Below are 18465 nucleotides of genomic sequence, written 5' to 3'. Positions count from 1 at the left end.
CGCAGATAACTTGCCCCCACGTTCAAAACCCGCTAGGGGCCAAGCGTCTTACGAATAAGGGGAAGTCAGATGTCCGCGCCCAAGAAAGTTGTTCTGGCCTATTCCGGTGGCCTTGATACCTCGATCATCCTGAAATGGCTGCAGACCGAGTATGGCTGTGAGGTCGTCACCTTCACCGCCGATCTGGGTCAGGGTGAAGAACTTGAGCCCGCGCGTCAAAAGGCCGAGCTGTTGGGTATCAAACCCGAGAACATTTATATCGAGGATATCCGCGAGGAATTTGTCCGCGATTTCGTCTTCCCGATGTTCCGCGCCAATGCGCAGTATGAGGGGCTGTACCTGCTGGGCACCTCCATCGCGCGCCCGCTGATCTCAAAACGTCTGGTAGAGATTGCCGAAGCCACCGGTGCCGATGCAGTCGCCCACGGCGCGACCGGTAAGGGCAACGATCAGGTGCGGTTCGAACTGGCAGCTTACGCGCTGAACCCCGACATCAAGGTGATTGCCCCGTGGCGTGAATGGGACCTGACCAGCCGTACCAAGCTGTTGGAATTTGCCGAACAGAACCAGATCCCGATTGCTAAGGACAAACGTGGTGAGGCTCCGTTCTCGGTCGATGCGAACCTGCTGCACACCTCGTCCGAGGGCAAGGTTCTGGAAGACCCCGCCGATATGGCACCCGATTACGTCTATCAGCGCACTGTCCACCCCGAGGATGCGCCTGATCAGCCCGAATTCATCGAGATCGGCTTTGAAAAAGGTGACGCGGTCAGCATCAATGGCGAGGCGATGAGCCCCGCAACCATCCTGACCAAGCTGAACGAATATGGCGGCAAGCACGGCATTGGTCGTCTCGATCTGGTCGAAGGCCGCTTTGTCGGTATGAAATCGCGCGGCATCTATGAGACGCCCGGCGGCACCATCCTGCTGGAGGCGCACCGTGGTATCGAGTCGATCACCATGGACCGTGGCGCGATGCACCTGAAAGACCAGCTGATGCCGCAATATGCCGAGCTGATCTATAACGGCTTCTGGTACTCGCCCGAGCGTGAGATGCTGCAGGCCGCAATCGACAAATCGCAGGAACACGTCACCGGCACCGTTCGTGTGAAACTGTATAAAGGTCTGGCCTCGACCGTCGGGCGCTGGTCAGAACATTCGCTGTATTCCGAGGCACACGTGACCTTTGAGGAAGACGCCGGTGCCTATGATCAGACCGACGCGGCAGGTTTCATCCAATTGAACGCGCTGCGGCTTAAGCTGTTGGCGGCCCGCGACAAGCGCGTTTCAAAATAACCCAGCCTTTTGCAAGACATACAACCCCGGCCATCCGCGCCGGGGTTTTTTCATTCACTGTCACGTCAGTTCCAGTTGGGTCATCCTTGCCCGCCTGATCGGTTTACCTTTACGTCATGTCAAACCGAAGAATGAGGACATCATGTTGCAAGAGATCGCTGACGGAATTCAAAAAGGCCTGACCGGCAAAAGCTTTGACGGGTCGCTGAAATTCGATTGCGGCGAAGATGGAGTCATTGTTCTGGCCGACAATCAGGCCACGACACAGGATCAGGACACCGACTGTACCATCCGAATTTCAAAAGACAATCTGACCAAACTGCTGACCGGCAAGCTGAACCCAATGACCGGGGTTGCGTTGGGTAAGCTCAAGATTTCGGGAAATATGGGGGTCGCGATGAAGCTGGGGCAGCTGCTGGGATAAACTCGTCTCACCAGCGCGTTACAAACGATGTCAGACGATTGCACCGGACGAAAAGAGAGGGCAGCTTAATCTCAGAAGGAGACCTGCCATGACCCGCATCGCTTATCTCGACTACGTCAAACCGACGCTTCTTTTTGCTTTGATCACCATCGCTGCTTTGTTGCGTGCCGCACCGGCCCCGGCAGCCGAAACCGAAACCCTGACCGTAGCAGGCGGGTGTTTCTGGTGCGTTGAATCCGATTTCGAATCCGTTCCCGGCGTTATCGGAGCCGTTTCGGGCTTTACCGGAGGCAGTGTCGCAAACCCGACCTACGATCAGGTCTCCAAAGGTGGCTCTGGACACTATGAGGCGGTTCAGATCACGTTTGATCCCGCGCGCGTTTCCCGTGAAACCCTGCTGAACATGTTCTTCCGCTCCGTCGATCCGACCGACGCCGGCGGACAGTTCTGCGACCGGGGTGACAGCTATCGCACGGCCATTTTCGTCTCTGGTGCAGGGGAAAAAGCACTGGCCGAAGCTGCCAAGGCAAACGCCCAGCGCGCCTTGGGTCAGACCGTAGTGACCCCGATCCTGCAGCAGGACGCATTCTACCCTGCGGACGAATACCATCAGGATTACTACAAGGGGAACAAGCTGGTGTTTACCCGCTTTGGCCCCAAACGTCAGCACAGCGCCTACAAAGCTTACCGTAAAGCCTGTGGCCGTGATGACCGTGTCAAACAGCTGTGGGGCAGCGACGCGCCGTTCGTCGGATCTTAATCGAACTGCGCTTCGCGCACCTCTTTCAAATCGGGGATGACATCAGCTGTACCGTGCCGCGTGACCATCAGAGCCGCGGCACGGTTTGCTTGTGAAATCGCTTGCGGCATCGGCATCCCTCGATCCATTCCCGCAAGAACGTAACCGGTGAAAGTATCTCCTGCGCCGGTTGTGTCGACAACCTGCACCTTATGGGCCGCGAAATCCGCTGCTTGGTGGTTATGGAAGTACCGCGCACCATCCGATCCCATGGTGACAATGATGTGCTCGACGTTCAGGTCGGCCACCTTCTGTCCGGTCGCCTCGAACAACTGTTCCGCTTCGACCTCGTTCAGGATCAGGAAATCGAGGTAAGGCAAGACCGCCTGAACGGACTGGGCCTGAAACGGGGCCGCAGCATAGCAAACGGTCAGGCCCAGTTCCGTTCCCATCTTTGCAGCCTCAACCTGAAGGTTGGTTTCGTTCTGCATCATCAACAAATCGCCACGCGAAGCGGATGACAGCGCCTGCCCCAACTGCGCGGCTGAGATCACATGGTTCGCACCGGGAAACAGGATGATATTGTTTTCACCCTCTGCATCCACCGCGATAATGGCGTGTCCTGTCGGAATTTCGACCTCTGAGATATAGCGCGTATCGACACCATATTCGGTCAGCCGATCGCGCGCCCATCGTCCATCCGACCCTACAGCGCCAATATGCGAAATCTGACCCCCGGCCCGTGCAGCGGCCACTGACATATTCGCACCCTTTCCACCCAAAAACCGATCCAGACGGTTGGCCGAAAGGGTTTCTCCGGGTCCCGGCAGGTGCGGAACGTCATAGATCATATCCGCATTGATCGAGCCGAGGTTCCAGATTGTCATGGTTTGCCCGAGATATCGCATGAGGCCAGAATGGCCATGTTCAGGATGTCATTCGCTGTCGACACGGTCGAGCAGATCTGAATCGGCTTGTCGACCCCAGACAGGATCGGGCCAATCACGGTCGCGCCACCCATTTCCTGCATCAATTTGGTTGAGATCGAGGCCGAGTGGCGCGCGGGTACAATAAGGATGTTGGCAGGCCCGGTCAGACGCTGGAACGGGTAAGTGGCTTGCTGATCCACGTTCAACGCAACATCCACGGTCATTTCGCCTTCGTATTCGAAATCAACGCCACGCTGATCCAAAACAGCAGGTGCGCGGTGCATTTTTTCGGCCCGCTCGGACACCGGATACCCAAAGGTCGAAAAGCTGACAAATGCCACGCGTGGCTCAAGCCCCATATGACGCGCAACGGCGGCCGAACGTTCGGCAATATTGGCCAGATCATTCTCATCCGGCCATTCATGCACAAGCGTGTCGCCGATAAGTACGATCCGCCCCTTGTGAAGCAACGCAGTCACGCCTGCAGCACCGTGCGCGGCATCGGCGTCAAAGACATGGTTGATCCTGTCCAGAACATGCGCTGATTTTCGCGTGGCACCTGTCACAAGGCCGTCACCATGTCCGTGCGCCAGCATCAACGCCGAGAACACATGCCGGTCCCGCGCCGCCAGACGGTGGATGTCCTTGCGGTCAAAGCCTTTGCGTTGCAGGCGCTGATACAAAAAGTTCGAATAGGTCTCCAGATGCGTTGTATTGGCGGCATTCACAACCTCCAACTCGCGCACAGCGTCACCCAGACCCGCTTCTTCCAGCTTGGCCTTTACATCATCGGCGCGACCCACAACCAATGCCTTGCCAAAGCCCGAGCGTTGGTAGGTTACAGCGGCACGCAACACACGTGGATCATCACCCTCGGCAAAGATCATTCGGCTTTGTGCCGCGCGGGCACGCGCGTTCAGACCTCGCAGAATGCTAGCCGTTGGGTCCATACGGGATTTGAGACTCAGCTCATAAGCCTCCATGTCGATGATGGGGCGTCGCGCTGCGCCTGTATCCATTCCGGCCTTGGCCACGGCAGGCGGAATGCGGTGAATCAAACGTGGATCGAAGGGCGTGGGGATAATGTAATCCCGCCCGAATGTCAGCGACTTGCCATAGGCCATTGCGACCTCATCCGGCACATCCTCGCGCGCCAGACGCGCCAGCGCATGGGCACAGGCGATCTTCATCTCATCATTGATGGCGCGGGCGTGGATATCCAAGGCACCGCGGAACAGGTAGGGGAAGCCCAGAACGTTATTCACCTGATTTGGATAATCACTGCGCCCCGTGGCCACGATCGCGTCTACGCGAACCTCATGCGCCTCTTCCGGGGTAATCTCAGGGTCGGGGTTGGCCATGGCGAAAATCACAGGGTTATCGGCCATGCTAGCGACCATATCCTGCGTCACGGCCCCTTTGACCGACACGCCCAAAAATACGTCCGCGCCCTTCATCGCGTCTTCAAGCGTCCGCAGGTCAGTCGAGATCGCATGGGCCGATTTCCACTGGTTCATGCCCTCGGTCCGGCCCTGATAGATAACGCCCTTGGTGTCGCAAACGATGCAGTTCTCGTGCTTTGCCCCCATGGATTTCAGCAGTTCGATACAGGCGATACCCGCGGCCCCGGCACCGTTCAGAACGATTTTGACGTCTTCGATTTTCTTGCCAGAAATATGCAAAGCGTTCAGCAATCCTGCTGCGCAGATCACGGCTGTCCCATGCTGATCGTCGTGGAAGACGGGGATATCCATCTCTTCCTTAAGGCGCTGTTCGATGATGAAGCATTCCGGCGCCTTGATGTCTTCCAGATTGATGCCGCCAAAGGTCGGACCCATCAGTTTGACAGCGCGGCAGAATTCATCCGGGTCTTCGGTATCCAGCTCGATATCGATCGAATTCACATCGGCAAAACGTTTGAACAGAACGGCCTTACCTTCCATCACCGGCTTACCGCCAAGCGCACCTAGATTGCCAAGCCCCAAAACAGCCGTACCGTTCGAGATTACGGCCACCAGGTTACCTTTGTTGGTATAGTCATAGGCCGTCTCGGGCGCTTCGGCGATGGCCTCACACGGAACGGCCACACCAGGGCTGTAGGCCAGCGACAGGTCGCGCTGTGTGGTCATGGGAACGGTGGCCTGCACCTCCCATTTGCCGGGGGTGGGGTCCAGGTGAAAGGCCAGTGCCTCTTCTTTGGTGATCTTCGTTTTGGGCATGGGATATGTCGTTTCTTTACAACTTCGGGCTTTAGCGTCTTAGCCTAGGCCCGTCTGTGTCTCAACGACAATAGATTTCACCTTTCGTCGCGGGGGCCGGGTTTGTAAGGTCGCCCGGAATACGCCAGAAGGGATCAGCCTTGTCCACAGTCACGCCAATGATGGCGCAATATCTCGAGATCAAAGAGGCCCATTCCGACGCCCTGCTGTTCTATCGCATGGGCGACTTCTACGAGATGTTTTTCGAAGACGCCGTCAACGCCGCCGAGGCGCTGGACATCGCCCTGACCAAACGCGGTAAACACAACGGGAATGATATCCCCATGTGCGGCGTGCCTGTCCACGCAGCCGAAGGTTACCTGCTGACCCTCATCCGCAAAGGGTTTCGTGTCGCGGTTTGCGAGCAGATGGAAAGCCCGGCCGAAGCCAAGAAAAGAGGCTCTAAATCAGTCGTAAAGCGGGATGTCGTGCGATTGGTGACACCCGGTACCCTGACCGAAGATGCCCTGCTGGAAGCGCGCAGACACAACTTTCTGGCAGCCTATGCAGAGGTCCGGGATGAGGCCGCTTTGGCTTGGGCCGATATTTCAACCGGCGCGTTTCACGTGATGCCTTTGACGTCGGTACGGCTTAGCCCAGAGCTTGCTCGATTGGCACCATCCGAATTAATCGTTGCAGACGGCGCGCAAGACACATTGAACGAACCGGTCCGGGATCTTGGCATTTCACTGACACCCATCGGACGGGCCAGTTTTGACAGCACGGCCGCGGAAAAACGCATCTGCGCTTTGTTTCACGTGGGTGCATTGGATGCTTTTGGCAGTTTCGGTCGCGCCGAAGTGTCCGCGATGGGTGCTTTGATCGACTATCTGGAGATCACACAGAAAGGGAAACTGCCCCTACTGCAAACTCCACTGAAGGAATCCGAAGACCGGGTCGTGCAGATTGATGCCGCCACACGACGCAATCTTGAACTGACGCGCTCGCTTTCTGGCGGTCGTGCCGGATCGCTTTTGTCCGTGGTGGATCGGACCGTGACACCGGGTGGTGCGCGGCTTTTGGAACAGCGCTTGTCCAGCCCGTCGCGCAATCTGGATGTCATTCACGCCCGGTTGGATGCAGTAAGTTTTGCAGCCGAGGATAGCCTGATCGCGTCCGATCTGCGCGAATCCCTGCGCAAGACTCCGGACCTGGACCGGGCTTTGTCCCGTCTGTCTCTAGAACGCGGCGGTCCCCGTGATCTGGCCGCAATCCGCAATGGCTTGACCCAAGTCAACGCGATCGCCGAGCTTTGCGAGGGCCAGGACCTTCCAGTTCTGTTGGCCACTGCACTACAAAACCTCGTCGGGTTTGATGATTTGCTCAATCTGCTGGACGAAGCACTGATTGCAGAGCCACCGCTTCTGGCGCGTGACGGCGGGTTTATCGCACCGGGATTCGATGCGGAACTGGATGAGGCGCGCACCCTGCGTGACGAAGGCCGATCCGTCATCGCGGGATTCCAACAGAAATACGCGGAACACACCGGTATCACTTCGCTGAAGATCAAGCACAACAATGTGCTGGGTTATTTCATCGAAACCACGGCCACTCATGCCGAAAAAATGCTCAACCCGCCGTTCAGCGAAACCTATATCCACCGTCAGACCACTGCCAATCAGGTACGGTTCACCACAGTCGAACTGTCCGAGATCGAGACGCGCATTCTGAACGCTGGCAATCTGGCGCTTGAGATTGAAAAGCGGCTCTATCAAAGGCTTTCTGACGAAATTCTTTCCCTCGCCGCCCGTCTCAACCAAGCGGCACGCGGGTTGGCCGAGCTGGACCTGACGACTGCGCTGGCCGATCTTGCCCGCGGCGAAAACTGGGGCCGCCCACAGGTTGACACGTCACGCGCCTTCGACGTGCGAGGCGGTCGCCATCCGGTCGTGGAACACGCGCTTCGCCAACAAGGAGGTGACGCATTCATAGCTAATGACTGTGACCTTAGCGCGGAGGACGGGGCCGCCATCTGGTTGCTGACCGGTCCCAATATGGCAGGTAAATCGACCTTTTTGCGACAAAACGCCTTAATCGCACTATTGGCTCAAATGGGGAGTTACGTTCCGGCAGAGCGGGCACATATCGGCGTTGTGAGCCAATTGTTCAGCCGTGTCGGCGCATCGGACGATCTGGCACGCGGTCGGTCAACCTTTATGGTCGAAATGGTGGAGACCGCCGCAATTCTAAATCAGGCAGATGAACGTGCGCTGGTCATCCTTGATGAAATTGGGCGCGGAACTGCCACCTATGATGGCCTTTCGATCGCCTGGGCCACTTTGGAACACCTGCATGCAGCCAATCAATGCCGGGCCCTGTTTGCAACGCACTACCATGAACTGACAGCGCTTGCCGGAAACTTGAAAGGCGTGGACAACGCCACGGTGGCCGTCAAGGAATGGGAAGGCGAAGTCATCTTTTTGCACGAAGTCCACAAAGGTGCTGCGGATCGGTCCTATGGCGTGCAGGTTGCTCAACTTGCTGGTTTGCCCGCATCAGTTGTCGCGCGGGCGCGTGTTGTGCTGGATCAGTTGGAAAAGACCGAGCGCGAAGGCGGCAAGCAAAAGGCCCTGATCGACGATTTGCCGTTATTCTCTGCCGCTCCTCCGCCACCGCCGCCTGCGCCGAAAAACTCGCCCGTCACAGATATGCTGGATGACATTTTACCAGATGAGTTAACGCCACGCGCGGCGCTGGACCTGATTTACAAACTAAAAGAGGCGGCCAAATCCTGACCGCCTCGTGATTGTCAAAAAGGTTCGATTAGCTGGCAGGGGTCGACGACACGCCAACTTGCGCCGGACGCAGCAGACGATCGTGCAGCATGAATCCTTCGGCTGAAACCTGAATGATATCGCCTGCACGGGTCCCCGGAACCGGTGCCTCGAACATCGCTTCGTGAATGTTGGGATCAAACCGATCGCCCACTTCGGGCGTGATTACCTCGATCCCGTGTTTCTGAAAGACATCCTTCAGCGCACGCATGGTCAGTTCAACACCTTCCAGCAAACCGGCAGCAACTTCTTTCTGCTCGTCGGTCGCAGCCTCAAGCGCGCGTTTCATGTTGTCGTAAACCGGCAGCATGTCACGGGCCAGTTTCGACCCACCGTATTGTTCCGCATCGCGACGCGCCTTGTCGCCACGCTTGCGCGCGTTTTCGGCGTCAGCCAATGCACGCATGAATTTGTCTTTGAAATCGTCCCGTTCCGCGCGCAAGGCATCAATTTCCAACGCTTCTTCGCTTATTTCAGCGAATTCCTCGGCCAGTTCCTCGGCCTCGGCGGTTGCGATATCGTCTAGAAAATCTTCGTTCTTGGGCTCTGCCATCTTTTACCCTCTAGCTCCGGTCGGATATCAGCTTGCCGACCAGTTGCGCCGTATAATCCACGATAGGCACGATCCGTCCATAGTTAAGACGCGTAGGTCCAATGACCCCGACCGCACCAATTATCTTTCGATCAGCGTTCATATATGGAGACACCACCAAAGAGGAACCCGAAAGTGAGAAAAGTTTGTTCTCAGAACCAATAAAAATGCGAACGCCTTCACCTTCTTCGGTCAATTCCAGAAATTCGGCAATATCACGCTTGCGCTCGAGATCGTCAAACAGGACCCGAATACGATCCAGCTCTTCCGCCTCGCCCGAATCCGCCAAGAGATTCGCCCGCCCGCGCACAATCAACCGGGCCGAGTCGCCAGCGTCCCCGTCCCATGCAGCAATCCCGCTTTCCACCATTGCGCGTGCAAGCGTATCAATTTCCTGTTTACGCGCGTCGATCTGAGACAGCATCTGGCGGCGCACCTCACTGATCGTGCGTCCCTCGATCAACGCATTCAAAAAGTTCGCAGCCTCTCGCATCGAACTGGGCGTCTGTCCGGGCGGTGGCGTAAACAACCGGTTCTCTACGTGGCCGTCAGAAAACACCAAAACCACCAAAGCCCGGTCATGGCCTAACGAGACGAACTCGATATGTTTGATTTCCGCTTCATGTTTGGGGGTCAGAACAAGCGACGCGCCTTGTGTCACGTGTGACAAAGCGGATCCAACCCGATCCAGCATTCCGCCAACATCCCCAGCGTTAGAGCCTAAAGTCTCATCTAATTTCTGTCTGTCGGCGGGTCCCAAATCCCCGACTTCGAGCAATCCGTCGACAAACATCCGCAAGCCTTGCTGCGTCGGAATTCGACCGGCACTGACATGCGGGCTGTCGAGCAATCCCAGAAATTCAAGATCCTGCATCACGTTGCGAACGGTTGCCGCGCTGACTTTTTCGGACAACGTCCGTGTCAGAGTACGGCTTCCAACCGGCTCACCGCTTTCCAAATAGCTTTCGACGATCAGCCGGAACACCTCACGTGACCGGTCGTTCATCTCATTCAGAATTTTGCTTGCTTCGCTCATCCGCGGTCCCCTGCTGGTTCGTCATTAAATCGCAGGTAAATGAAAGGTCAATCGGGGTTGCATCGTAACGCCGTGGGACGTTATCCCCAACCCAGCAAACAAAGGAATTTCCATGCGACCCTCAGGACGTAATCTAGACGAAATGCGCGCTGTTTCCATCGAGACAGGTTTCACCAAACATGCCGAAGGTTCCTGCCTGATCAAGATAGGCGACACCCATGTGCTGTGCACCGCCACGATCGAGGATCGCGTGCCGCCCTTCATCAAGGGCTCAGGCCTGGGTTGGGTCACCGCCGAATACGGCATGCTTCCCCGTGCAACCAACACCCGGATGCGGCGTGAGGCGGCCTCGGGCAAGCAAGGTGGTCGCACCGTGGAGATCCAGCGCCTAATCGGCCGCGCCCTGCGCGCCGGTGTCGACCGCGTTGCCTTGGGTGAACGTCAGATCACCGTCGACTGCGATGTGATTCAGGCCGATGGCGGAACCCGCTGCGCCTCGATCACCGGCGGTTGGGTCGCGCTGCGTCTGGCGGTGAACAAGCTGATGAAAACGGGCGATGTGATTTCCGATCCTCTGGTCGATCCGGTGGCTGCCGTGTCCTGCGGCATCTACGCCGGTCAGCCAGTGCTGGATCTGGATTACCCCGAGGATAGTGAGGCCGGAGTAGATGGCAACTTCATCATGACCGGTTCCGGCAAACTGATCGAAGTGCAGATGAGCGCCGAAGGCTCGGTCTTTAGTCGCGCGCAGATGGATCAGCTGATGGATCTGGCCGAAAAAGGCGTGGGTGAACTGGCCGCCGCGCAAAAGGCCGCCACCGCATGACCCGCAAGTTCGACAGCGACAGGCTGCTGGTCGCCACGCATAACAAAGGCAAGCTTGAGGAGATGGCGCATCTGCTTGAGCCCTTTGGTGTGACCGTGATTGGCGCGGGCGAAATGAACCTGCCCGAACCGGAAGAGACCGAGGATACCTTTGTCGGCAACGCCCGGATCAAGGCGCATGCTGCGGCCAAGGCGACCGGCCTGCCTGCCCTGTCGGACGATTCCGGGATCACCATCGATGCGCTGGACGGCGCGCCGGGTGTTTACACTGCCGATTGGGCCGAAACCGGAAATGGCCGCGATTTCCTGATGGCGATGACCCGCGCCCATGATGAGCTTGAGGCGAAAAACGCCCCCCACCCCCGCACCGCACAATTCCGCAGCACGCTGGTTCTGGCATGGCCCGACGGTCATGACGAAGTGTTCGAGGGCATCGCCCCCGGCCATCTGGTCTGGCCCATTCGCGGCGAAGGCGGGTTTGGCTATGACCCAATGTTTGTCCCCGACGGCTATGACATTACCTTTGCGGAAATGGATCGCTGGGAAAAGAACAAGATCAGCCATCGCGGTCGTGCGGTGGAGATGTTCGTGAAGGGCTGCTTTGGCGGATGATTGGCGCAACGGGGGCTTTGGCCTGTACGTGCATTGGCCCTTTTGCGAGGCCAAATGCCCTTATTGCGACTTCAACAGCCATGTTTCTCGTAATATCAATCAAAAACAATGGCTTAACGCTTATCTGAGCGAATTGCGCCGCTCAGCCGCGGAAACACCGGATCGCGTGTTGAACACGATCTTCTTTGGCGGTGGCACCCCGTCTTTAATGGACCCTGAAACCGTTTCCGCCGTGATTGATGAGGCTCGGGCACTGTGGCGGCCCGCCAATGACATGGAAATCACGCTTGAGGCCAATCCCGGCTCGGTCGAGGCCGGACGCTTCGCCGCCTATCGCGATGCCGGGGTCAACCGAATCTCCATGGGCGTGCAGGCGCTGAATGACGAAGACCTGCGCCGTTTAGGTCGCATTCATACCGTCGCGGAAGCACGCGCCGCGTTCGACATCGCTCGCTCCTGTTTTGATCGAGTGAGTTTCGACATGATTTACGCGCGCCAGTACCAGACGCGAGAGGCATGGCGCGCCGAACTGACCGAAGCCTTGTCAATGGCGGTGGACCATCTCTCACTCTACCAACTGACCATCGAAGAAGGCACCGCCTTTGGTGACCGCTATGCCGTCGGTAAACTGCGAGGACTACCCGAGGATGACCACGCCGCAGACATGTATTTGGCAACCCAGGAAATCTGCGACGCACATGGCCTGCCGGCGTATGAGGTATCCAACCACGCTCGTCCTGGCGCGGAGTCGCAGCATAACCAAATCTATTGGCGCTATGGCGATTACGTCGGAATTGGTCCAGGTGCGCATGGTCGCATCACCATTCAGGGGCAGAAATTCGCGACTGAAACCTATCTGTCGCCGAACGCATGGCTAAATGCTGCCTCCAATGGATCCGGTGAGAAAGAAAGGGCACCACTATCATCCCAGGATCAGGCCAATGAGTACCTTATGATGTGTCTTCGTTTAGTAGAAGGCCTAGATATAGACAGATTCAACCAATTATCTCTGCACCCGATAGCGTTAGATAAGCTGGAAAACCTGTCAGAGCTTGGAATGATCGAACACGCAAACGGACGCTTAGTTGCTACGACAGATGGCCGGGCCGTCTTAAATGCCGTGATCCGGGAATTGTTGGTGTAGAATGCAGTATATTTGGGCCGCTTTGGGATTGATCTGTGTGGCGCTTGCGTTCGTCGGAATCGTTTTGCCGCTGCTGCCCACCGTTCCTTTTCTTTTGCTGGCTGCTTTTTTCTTTGCGCGTTCATCCTCTCGGTTACACAACTGGCTGATGACACATCGTGTGTTCGGCCCGATGATACTGGATTGGCAAAGATCGGGTGCAATTCGTCCGGCCGCAAAAAAAGCAGCAACCGTTTCGATTGCCGCTGTCTTTGGGATTTCTATATTAATTGCCGTCCCGACTTACGTTCTGCTTATTCAGGCCGTGGTGTTGGGCGGCGTTCTGATCTTTATCTGGTCCCGTCCTAACGGCTGAGTTTAGCACAGAGATCATCCAGCTGATCGAGGTTTTCATAGGTCAGGACCACCTGCCCTGTTTCGGTCCCAGCCTTATGATTAATCGTCACCTTCATCGCCAAAATGGCGGACAAGTCCTTTTCCAAAGCCCTTGTATCTGCATCTTTACCCGCATCCAGATTTCGTGACTTAGGTACCGATTTTACAGGATCTTCGTTCTGCTTCTTGACCAAAGCCTCAGTGGCACGCACAGAAAGCCCGTCGCGCACGACAATTTTTGCCAGCTCAGACGGATCTTCGGCGGTAATAAGCGCCCGGGCGTGACCCGCCGAAAGCTTCCCTTCGATTACCAACTTCTGAACATCCAAAGGCAAAGACAACAACCGCAAAAGGTTGGCGATGTGACTGCGGCTTTTCCCTAGTGCCTCGGCCAGCTTTTCCTGGGTATGTCCAAAGCGATCCATAAGCTGCTTGTAACCCGCCGCCTCTTCTACCGCATTCAGGTCAGCGCGTTGGATATTTTCAATGATTGCGACTTCCAGAACCTCGGTATCGTCAAAATCACGAACAATAACCGGTATGTCGTGGAGCTGGGCCATCTGAGCGGCCCGCCAACGGCGTTCCCCTGCAACGATCTCATAATCGCCTTCCGAAATCTCGCGAACAATCAGAGGCTGGATAATCCCCTTCTCTTTGACCGAGGATGCAAGTTCATCCAGCTGTTCCCGTGAAAACGTTCTGCGTGGCTGATTGGGGTTGGCATGCAGCTTTTCAATCGGCACCGTCATATCGGGTCGCCGTGGTTCAATCGGAGAGCGGACTTCGGTGTCCTGAGTCACATCCGCCATCAGGGCAGACAAACCACGTCCCAGACCACGGGGTTTTGCTTTTTTGGCGGCCAAGTTGCCCTCCTCCTACCGCTCAGGCGGCGGCTTTTTTGTTTTTATGGATGACTTCTCGTGCCAAATGCCGATATGCCATCGCCCCCAGAGACCCGGAATCATATTGCAGCACAGGCAACGCATAAGACGGAGCTTCGCTTACCCGCACATTCCTGGGTATCTTGGTTTTAAATACCATCTCACCCAGATTGTCACGCGCGTCTTTTTCGACCTGGCGGGACAAGTTGTTGCGGTTGTCATACATGGTCAACACAACACCTTCGATTCTCAGGTCTGGATTTGCGGTCTGACGAACCTCTCGGATCGTCAGCATCAGCTGGGACAAACCCTCCAACGCAAAAAACTCACTTTGCAGTGGGACTAGCACAGAATGAGCCGCAACCATGGCGTTTACCGTTAGAAGGTTGAGCGATGGAGGGCAATCAATCAGCACAAAATCCAACTCGAACTTGTCGATTGCGGTTTGTCGCAAGGCATCATGCAACAAATAGCTCCGTTTTTCGTTGGATATCAGCTCAATGTCAGCTGAGCTAAGGTCAACAGTCGCCGGGATCACGAACAAGCCACCGATTTCTGTTTCCTGAACCACGGCTTCCAATGGGGCGTCATCCAGAATCAAGTCGTATGTTGTCCAATCCCGATCTTCGACCCCTAGACCTGTCGAAGCGTTTCCCTGCGGGTCAAGATCAACCACCAGCACATTGCAACCAGCCTCTGCCAATCCCGCCGCCAGATTGATCGCCGTCGTCGTCTTTCCAACCCCGCCCTTTTGGTTGGCTACCGCAATAATCCGGGGCCCGGCTGGACGAGACAGATCAACCACGAGATACTCCTTTGATCTTAAGGATAACGGCTTGGGGTTCAGTTAAACTTGTAATCTCCTCAGCATCGAATTTCCATTCTTGGCGAGCGTCTTCAACTTCTTTTTTCCAGTTTGCGCCTTTCGGCAACAATGCCACCCCGGTTGGGCTTAAATGTCTGTCACAAAAAGAAAATAGCGTTTTCAAATCCGCCAAAGCACGGGCCGATAGCACTTGCGCATTCAACGGCTCTACAGCTTCGATGCGCTTTGCGAGAATACTGCAGTTTGCACCACACTCCCGAGCTACGTTTCTTAGAAAAGCAGCCTTCCTTTGGTCACTTTCCACAAAAACAAACTTTGCCTCAGGGTTTTCAATAGCGGCGATTATCGCACAAACCATACCCGGGAAACCGCCACCGCTGCCTAAGTCCACCCAGTTTTCAAAATGGTCTACGCATCGATAGACCTGAACGGAATCATTAATATGCCGGCTCCAGATGTCTTTTAAACTATTTCTGGAAACAAGATTTATCTTTGGGTTCCAGCGATTCACCAACTCAACATAGGTCTGCAACCGCTCAGATGTTTCACGTGAAACATTTAACTCAGCTAGAACACCTTCGCTCATGCTTTCCGTACTCGTTGATCGCGACGAAGCTTCGCGAGAACCAAAGTCAAAGCGGCAGGCGTTACACCCTCTACGCGTCCGGCCTGTGCAATGTTTTCAGGCCGAGCTTTTGACAGCTTTTGCTTCATTTCCGACGACAATCCTTCCAACGCAAAGAAATCGAAGTCATTTGGTATTTCATAGGCTTCATCCCGCTTCATCGCTTCTACATCTTTTTTCTGTCTTTCGATGTAGTTGGCATAAAGCGCGTCTCGTTCGATCTGCTGACGGATGTTCTGATCTACCTGCTCCAATTCGGGAACCAATGGAATTACATCCTCAAAAGTCACGTCTGGAAATGCAAGAACTGCCATTCCGTCTCGTCTGTTTCCGTCCTGGTTCACGTTTATACCAGCTGAGCGAACCTCTTTTGGTGTATAGGTATTCTCAGTTAACAAGGCTTTCGCAGAAGAAAGTTTCTCCATCTTTCTTGTGAATGCCAATTCTCTCTTGGGACCGACACATCCGATATCCAGTCCAACCGGCGTCAGGCGTTGGTCAGCGTTATCTGCACGCAATGAAAGACGGAACTCTGCCCTGGATGTAAACATCCGATACGGCTCAGCCACGCCGCGGGTCGTCAGATCGTCAATCATGACACCAATATAGCTATCTGATCGTGTAAAATGGATCGGATCTCGACCCGATACAGCCAGAGCGGCATTCAAACCCGCAACGAGGCCCTGCGCTGCTGCTTCTTCATATCCTGTTGTCCCGTTAATCTGCCCTGCAAGGTAAAGTCCCGGAACATCCGGCAAGGCCAAAGATGAACTCAGAACTCGCGGATCGACGTAGTCGTACTCAATAGCATATCCCGGTTGCAGTATCTCTGCATTCTCAAGCCCTTTTATGGACTGGACATACTCTTTCTGAACGTCTTGGGGTAAAGATGTCGAAATACCATTCGGGTAAATCGTATTATCGTTTACCCCCTCGGGCTCAAGGAAGATCTGGTGGGACTCCTTATCAGCAAATCTTACAACCTTATCTTCGATCGACGGGCAATATCTTGGTCCCACGCCATCAATATGGCCGCCATACATAGCTGATCGAGACAGATTCTTTTCAATAATCTCATGTGTTCGCGCGTTTGTATGGGTGATCCCGCATGAAATCTGCGGAGCCACGACTGATGTAGACATGAACGAAAACAGTGTTGGAACATCGTCTCCGTCCTGTTTTTCCAGATCTGACCAGTCTATTGTGCGACCGTCCAACCTGGGGGGGGTTCCTGTTTTCAGACGACCTAAAGGTAGCTGGAAACTGTCCAACCTCTCCGCAAGTTTGACAGAAGGCCGGTCCCCCATTCGGCCGCCTGGACGCGCAACATCGCCGATGTGGATGACACCACGAAGAAAGGTTCCGGACGTCAGAATAACCGCGCTGCAGTGGAGCTCGGATTCATCCGCCAGCTTAATACCTATCACTTTGGATCCGGACATCAGGAAGTCTACAACTTCTCCGACGATTACTTCCAAACCAGTCTGAGCCTGAGTTTCCTTTTGCATCGCAGCACGGTACAGCGCACGATCTGCTTGGGTTCTTGGGCCTTGTACAGCCGGACCTTTACGGCGATTCAGCAGTCGAAATTGGATACCTGCCGCATCAGCGACACGGCCCATTACGCCATCCAGCGCATCGATCTCACGTACCAGATGCCCCTTACCCAGCCCACCAATGGCTGGGTTGCATGACATCACTCCGATATCTGAAGCAGACAATGTAACCAGCGCAGTCTTTGCGCCCATGCGCGCAGATGCATGTGCTGCTTCGGTCCCAGCGTGACCAGCGCCAATAACAATGACATCGAATTCCGAATGTTTCACGTGAAACACTCCTTACTTACCAAGACAAAAGCTCGAGAATATTTCATCCAAAAGATCCTCGACCCCTATTCTGCCAACCAACGATTCGAGCGCCCGAATAGCAATACGCAATTCCTCGGCAGCGATATCATACAAGTCCGGACCTGATTCCAGAACAGACATTGCTGATTGCAAAGCATCAAGCGCCTTGTTCAACGCAACACGGTGGCGTTCCCGCGTGGCTATCCCAGATGTAGTAGATCGCTTACTAAGTTCACACGATATATCGGAAATTAGACGATCAATACCTTCACCCGTTTTGCCAGATATTCCACCTTTCTGATCTTTCCTCAGATCAGATTTTGGCAAGACCTGAATATCCCCGACCTGCATTTCAATACCAAGAGTCAGAGGATCCTCTGCCAGAAAAACTCTTAAATCCGCAGACTCCGCTCGTTTGCGAGCAAGTTCGATTCCCAGATTCTCGACATAGTCCGCAGTCTCCCGAAGCCCAGCCGTATCCAGCAATGTGACCGGTAGGCCATCTAGATCCATCCTTACTTCGATAACATCGCGCGTCGTACCCGCGTATTCCGAGGTTATGGCCGCGTCCCGTCCAGCCAACGCGTTCAACAAAGTCGACTTTCCGGCATTCGGTAAACCAACAATCGCGACCTCAAAACCGGTCCGAATGCGTTCTGCGATCCTCACACCCTCTGCCTGATGCTGTAAATCTCGCATCACACCAGACATAAGATCCCGAACCTCTGGTGTTACGTCGGTCGGGACCTCTTCGTCTGCAAAGTCAATAACCGCTTCCAACAGGGACGCTGCCCGGATCAGATCTTTGCGCCACCGTTCAGCCAGATCACCCAAATCTCCGGCGAGAATGATTTGGGCTTGGCGGCGCTGTGCCTCGGTTTCTGCATCAATGAGATCCGCAAGCCCCTCGACTTGTGTCAGATCCATTTTACCATTCTCAAGGGCACGACGCGTGAACTCACCCGGTTCTGCCAACCGCAAACCCTTTGTATCTGACAGACATTGCAGCACTGCGTTTACCGTTGCCGTACTGCCATGTATCTGCAGTTCAGCAACATCTTCACCGGTAAAGCTCGAAGGGGCTGCAAAGGTTAAGACCAAACCATCGTCCAGACGCTGCCCATTGGGCGCGGTAAACGTGCGAACCCGCATTCCGCGAGGCGGCAATGCGCTGCCGGTCAACTCGGCCGCAGCAGCATGCGCTGACGGACCAGAGAGGCGGATAACCGCCACCCCGGCTTTGCCTTGCGCGCTGGCCAAGGCGAATATCGTATCCATTCGA

General features: G+C 55.4%; 17 protein-coding genes. 8 read left to right on the top strand and 9 right to left on the bottom strand.

From position 1 onward, the window contains the following. Positions 1-69 precede the first annotated feature (69 nt). The 3 genes from ACR0BD_RS00565 to msrA all read left to right on the top strand — a co-directional run bounded on the left by ACR0BD_RS00565 (position 70) and on the right by msrA (position 2480). Complete coding sequence (locus tag ACR0BD_RS00565) at positions 70-1296, top strand: argininosuccinate synthase (RefSeq protein ID WP_480828332.1); 1227 nt, start codon at positions 70-72, stop codon at positions 1294-1296. Between the two features lie 142 nt (positions 1297-1438). After that, complete coding sequence (locus ACR0BD_RS00560) at positions 1439-1720, top strand: SCP2 sterol-binding domain-containing protein (RefSeq protein WP_480699360.1); 282 nt, start codon at positions 1439-1441, stop codon at positions 1718-1720. An 88-nt stretch (positions 1721-1808) separates the two neighbouring features. After that, the gene (gene msrA, locus ACR0BD_RS00555) at positions 1809-2480 is read left to right on the top strand and encodes a peptide-methionine (S)-S-oxide reductase MsrA (protein WP_480828331.1); all 672 of its coding nucleotides are present in this window, start codon (positions 1809-1811) and stop codon (positions 2478-2480) included. On the opposite strand, the gene ACR0BD_RS00550 is transcribed toward msrA, so the two are convergent. Further along, positions 2477-3346: a ribokinase gene (locus ACR0BD_RS00550; RefSeq protein ID WP_480828330.1), complete on the bottom strand. Its 870-nt coding sequence runs from the start codon at positions 3344-3346 to the stop codon at positions 2477-2479. The genes msrA and ACR0BD_RS00550 overlap by 4 nt on opposite strands. Continuing rightward, positions 3343-5607, bottom strand: coding sequence for an NADP-dependent malic enzyme (locus tag ACR0BD_RS00545; RefSeq protein WP_480828329.1), 2265 nt, complete (start codon positions 5605-5607; stop codon positions 3343-3345). The genes ACR0BD_RS00550 and ACR0BD_RS00545 overlap by 4 nt, the downstream gene beginning before the upstream one ends. A 158-nt stretch (positions 5608-5765) precedes the next feature. Between ACR0BD_RS00545 and mutS the strand changes: the two genes are divergently transcribed. Continuing rightward, entirely contained in the window at positions 5766-8381 is a 2616-nt protein-coding gene (gene mutS, locus ACR0BD_RS00540) for a DNA mismatch repair protein MutS (RefSeq protein ID WP_480828806.1), read from the top strand. Between the two features lie 28 nt (positions 8382-8409). Here the strand turns inward: mutS and ACR0BD_RS00535 are convergent, their stop codons facing one another. Both ACR0BD_RS00535 and hrcA read right to left on the bottom strand, forming a co-directional pair. Beyond that, positions 8410-8973, bottom strand: a complete 564-nt coding sequence (locus tag ACR0BD_RS00535; protein WP_480699368.1) for a nucleotide exchange factor GrpE — start codon at positions 8971-8973, stop codon at positions 8410-8412. A 10-nt stretch (positions 8974-8983) separates the two neighbouring features. Then, positions 8984-10048, bottom strand: coding sequence for a heat-inducible transcriptional repressor HrcA (gene hrcA / locus ACR0BD_RS00530; RefSeq protein ID WP_480699370.1), 1065 nt, complete (start codon positions 10046-10048; stop codon positions 8984-8986). A gap of 112 nt (positions 10049-10160) precedes the next feature. On the opposite strand from hrcA, the gene rph reads away from it, so the two are divergent. The 4 genes from rph to ACR0BD_RS00510 are packed head-to-tail and all read left to right on the top strand — an operon-like array spanning position 10161 to position 12984. Beyond that, the gene (gene rph / locus ACR0BD_RS00525; RefSeq protein ID WP_480828328.1) at positions 10161-10874 is read left to right on the top strand and encodes a ribonuclease PH; all 714 of its coding nucleotides are present in this window, start codon (positions 10161-10163) and stop codon (positions 10872-10874) included. Then, positions 10871-11485: an RdgB/HAM1 family non-canonical purine NTP pyrophosphatase gene (gene rdgB, locus ACR0BD_RS00520; RefSeq protein WP_480828327.1), complete on the top strand. Its 615-nt coding sequence runs from the start codon at positions 10871-10873 to the stop codon at positions 11483-11485. Before rph ends, rdgB begins: the two co-directional genes overlap by 4 nt. Next, the gene (hemW, locus tag ACR0BD_RS00515) at positions 11475-12629 is read left to right on the top strand and encodes a radical SAM family heme chaperone HemW (protein WP_480828326.1); all 1155 of its coding nucleotides are present in this window, start codon (positions 11475-11477) and stop codon (positions 12627-12629) included. The genes rdgB and hemW overlap by 11 nt, the downstream gene beginning before the upstream one ends. Position 12630: 1 nt before the next feature. Then, positions 12631-12984 carry a YbaN family protein gene (locus ACR0BD_RS00510; RefSeq protein WP_480699378.1) on the top strand — a complete coding sequence of 118 codons (354 nt, stop codon included), beginning with the start codon at positions 12631-12633 and terminating at the stop codon, positions 12982-12984. Here ACR0BD_RS00510 and ACR0BD_RS00505 read toward each other — a convergent pair. The 5 genes from ACR0BD_RS00505 to mnmE are packed head-to-tail and all read right to left on the bottom strand — an operon-like array spanning position 12974 to position 18461. Continuing rightward, positions 12974-13867 carry a ParB/RepB/Spo0J family partition protein gene (locus tag ACR0BD_RS00505; RefSeq protein ID WP_480699380.1) on the bottom strand — a complete coding sequence of 298 codons (894 nt, stop codon included), beginning with the start codon at positions 13865-13867 and terminating at the stop codon, positions 12974-12976. The genes ACR0BD_RS00510 and ACR0BD_RS00505 overlap by 11 nt on opposite strands. Before the next feature lie 19 nt (positions 13868-13886). Continuing rightward, a complete protein-coding gene (locus ACR0BD_RS00500; protein WP_480699382.1) occupies positions 13887-14690 on the bottom strand; it encodes a ParA family protein in 804 nt (267 codons plus the stop codon). Beyond that, a complete protein-coding gene (gene rsmG / locus ACR0BD_RS00495; protein ID WP_480828325.1) occupies positions 14683-15297 on the bottom strand; it encodes a 16S rRNA (guanine(527)-N(7))-methyltransferase RsmG in 615 nt (204 codons plus the stop codon). The genes ACR0BD_RS00500 and rsmG overlap by 8 nt, the downstream gene beginning before the upstream one ends. Further along, positions 15294-17162, bottom strand: a complete 1869-nt coding sequence (mnmG, locus tag ACR0BD_RS00490) for a tRNA uridine-5-carboxymethylaminomethyl(34) synthesis enzyme MnmG (protein WP_480828324.1) — start codon at positions 17160-17162, stop codon at positions 15294-15296. The genes rsmG and mnmG overlap by 4 nt, the downstream gene beginning before the upstream one ends. A gap of 12 nt (positions 17163-17174) precedes the next feature. Further along, a complete protein-coding gene (mnmE, locus tag ACR0BD_RS00485) occupies positions 17175-18461 on the bottom strand; it encodes a tRNA uridine-5-carboxymethylaminomethyl(34) synthesis GTPase MnmE (protein WP_480828323.1) in 1287 nt (428 codons plus the stop codon). Positions 18462-18465: the final 4 nt, after the last annotated feature.

This window comes from Ruegeria sp. G5 (genome assembly GCF_056533365.1).
This window is presented reverse-complemented; position numbering and strand designations above follow the sequence as displayed.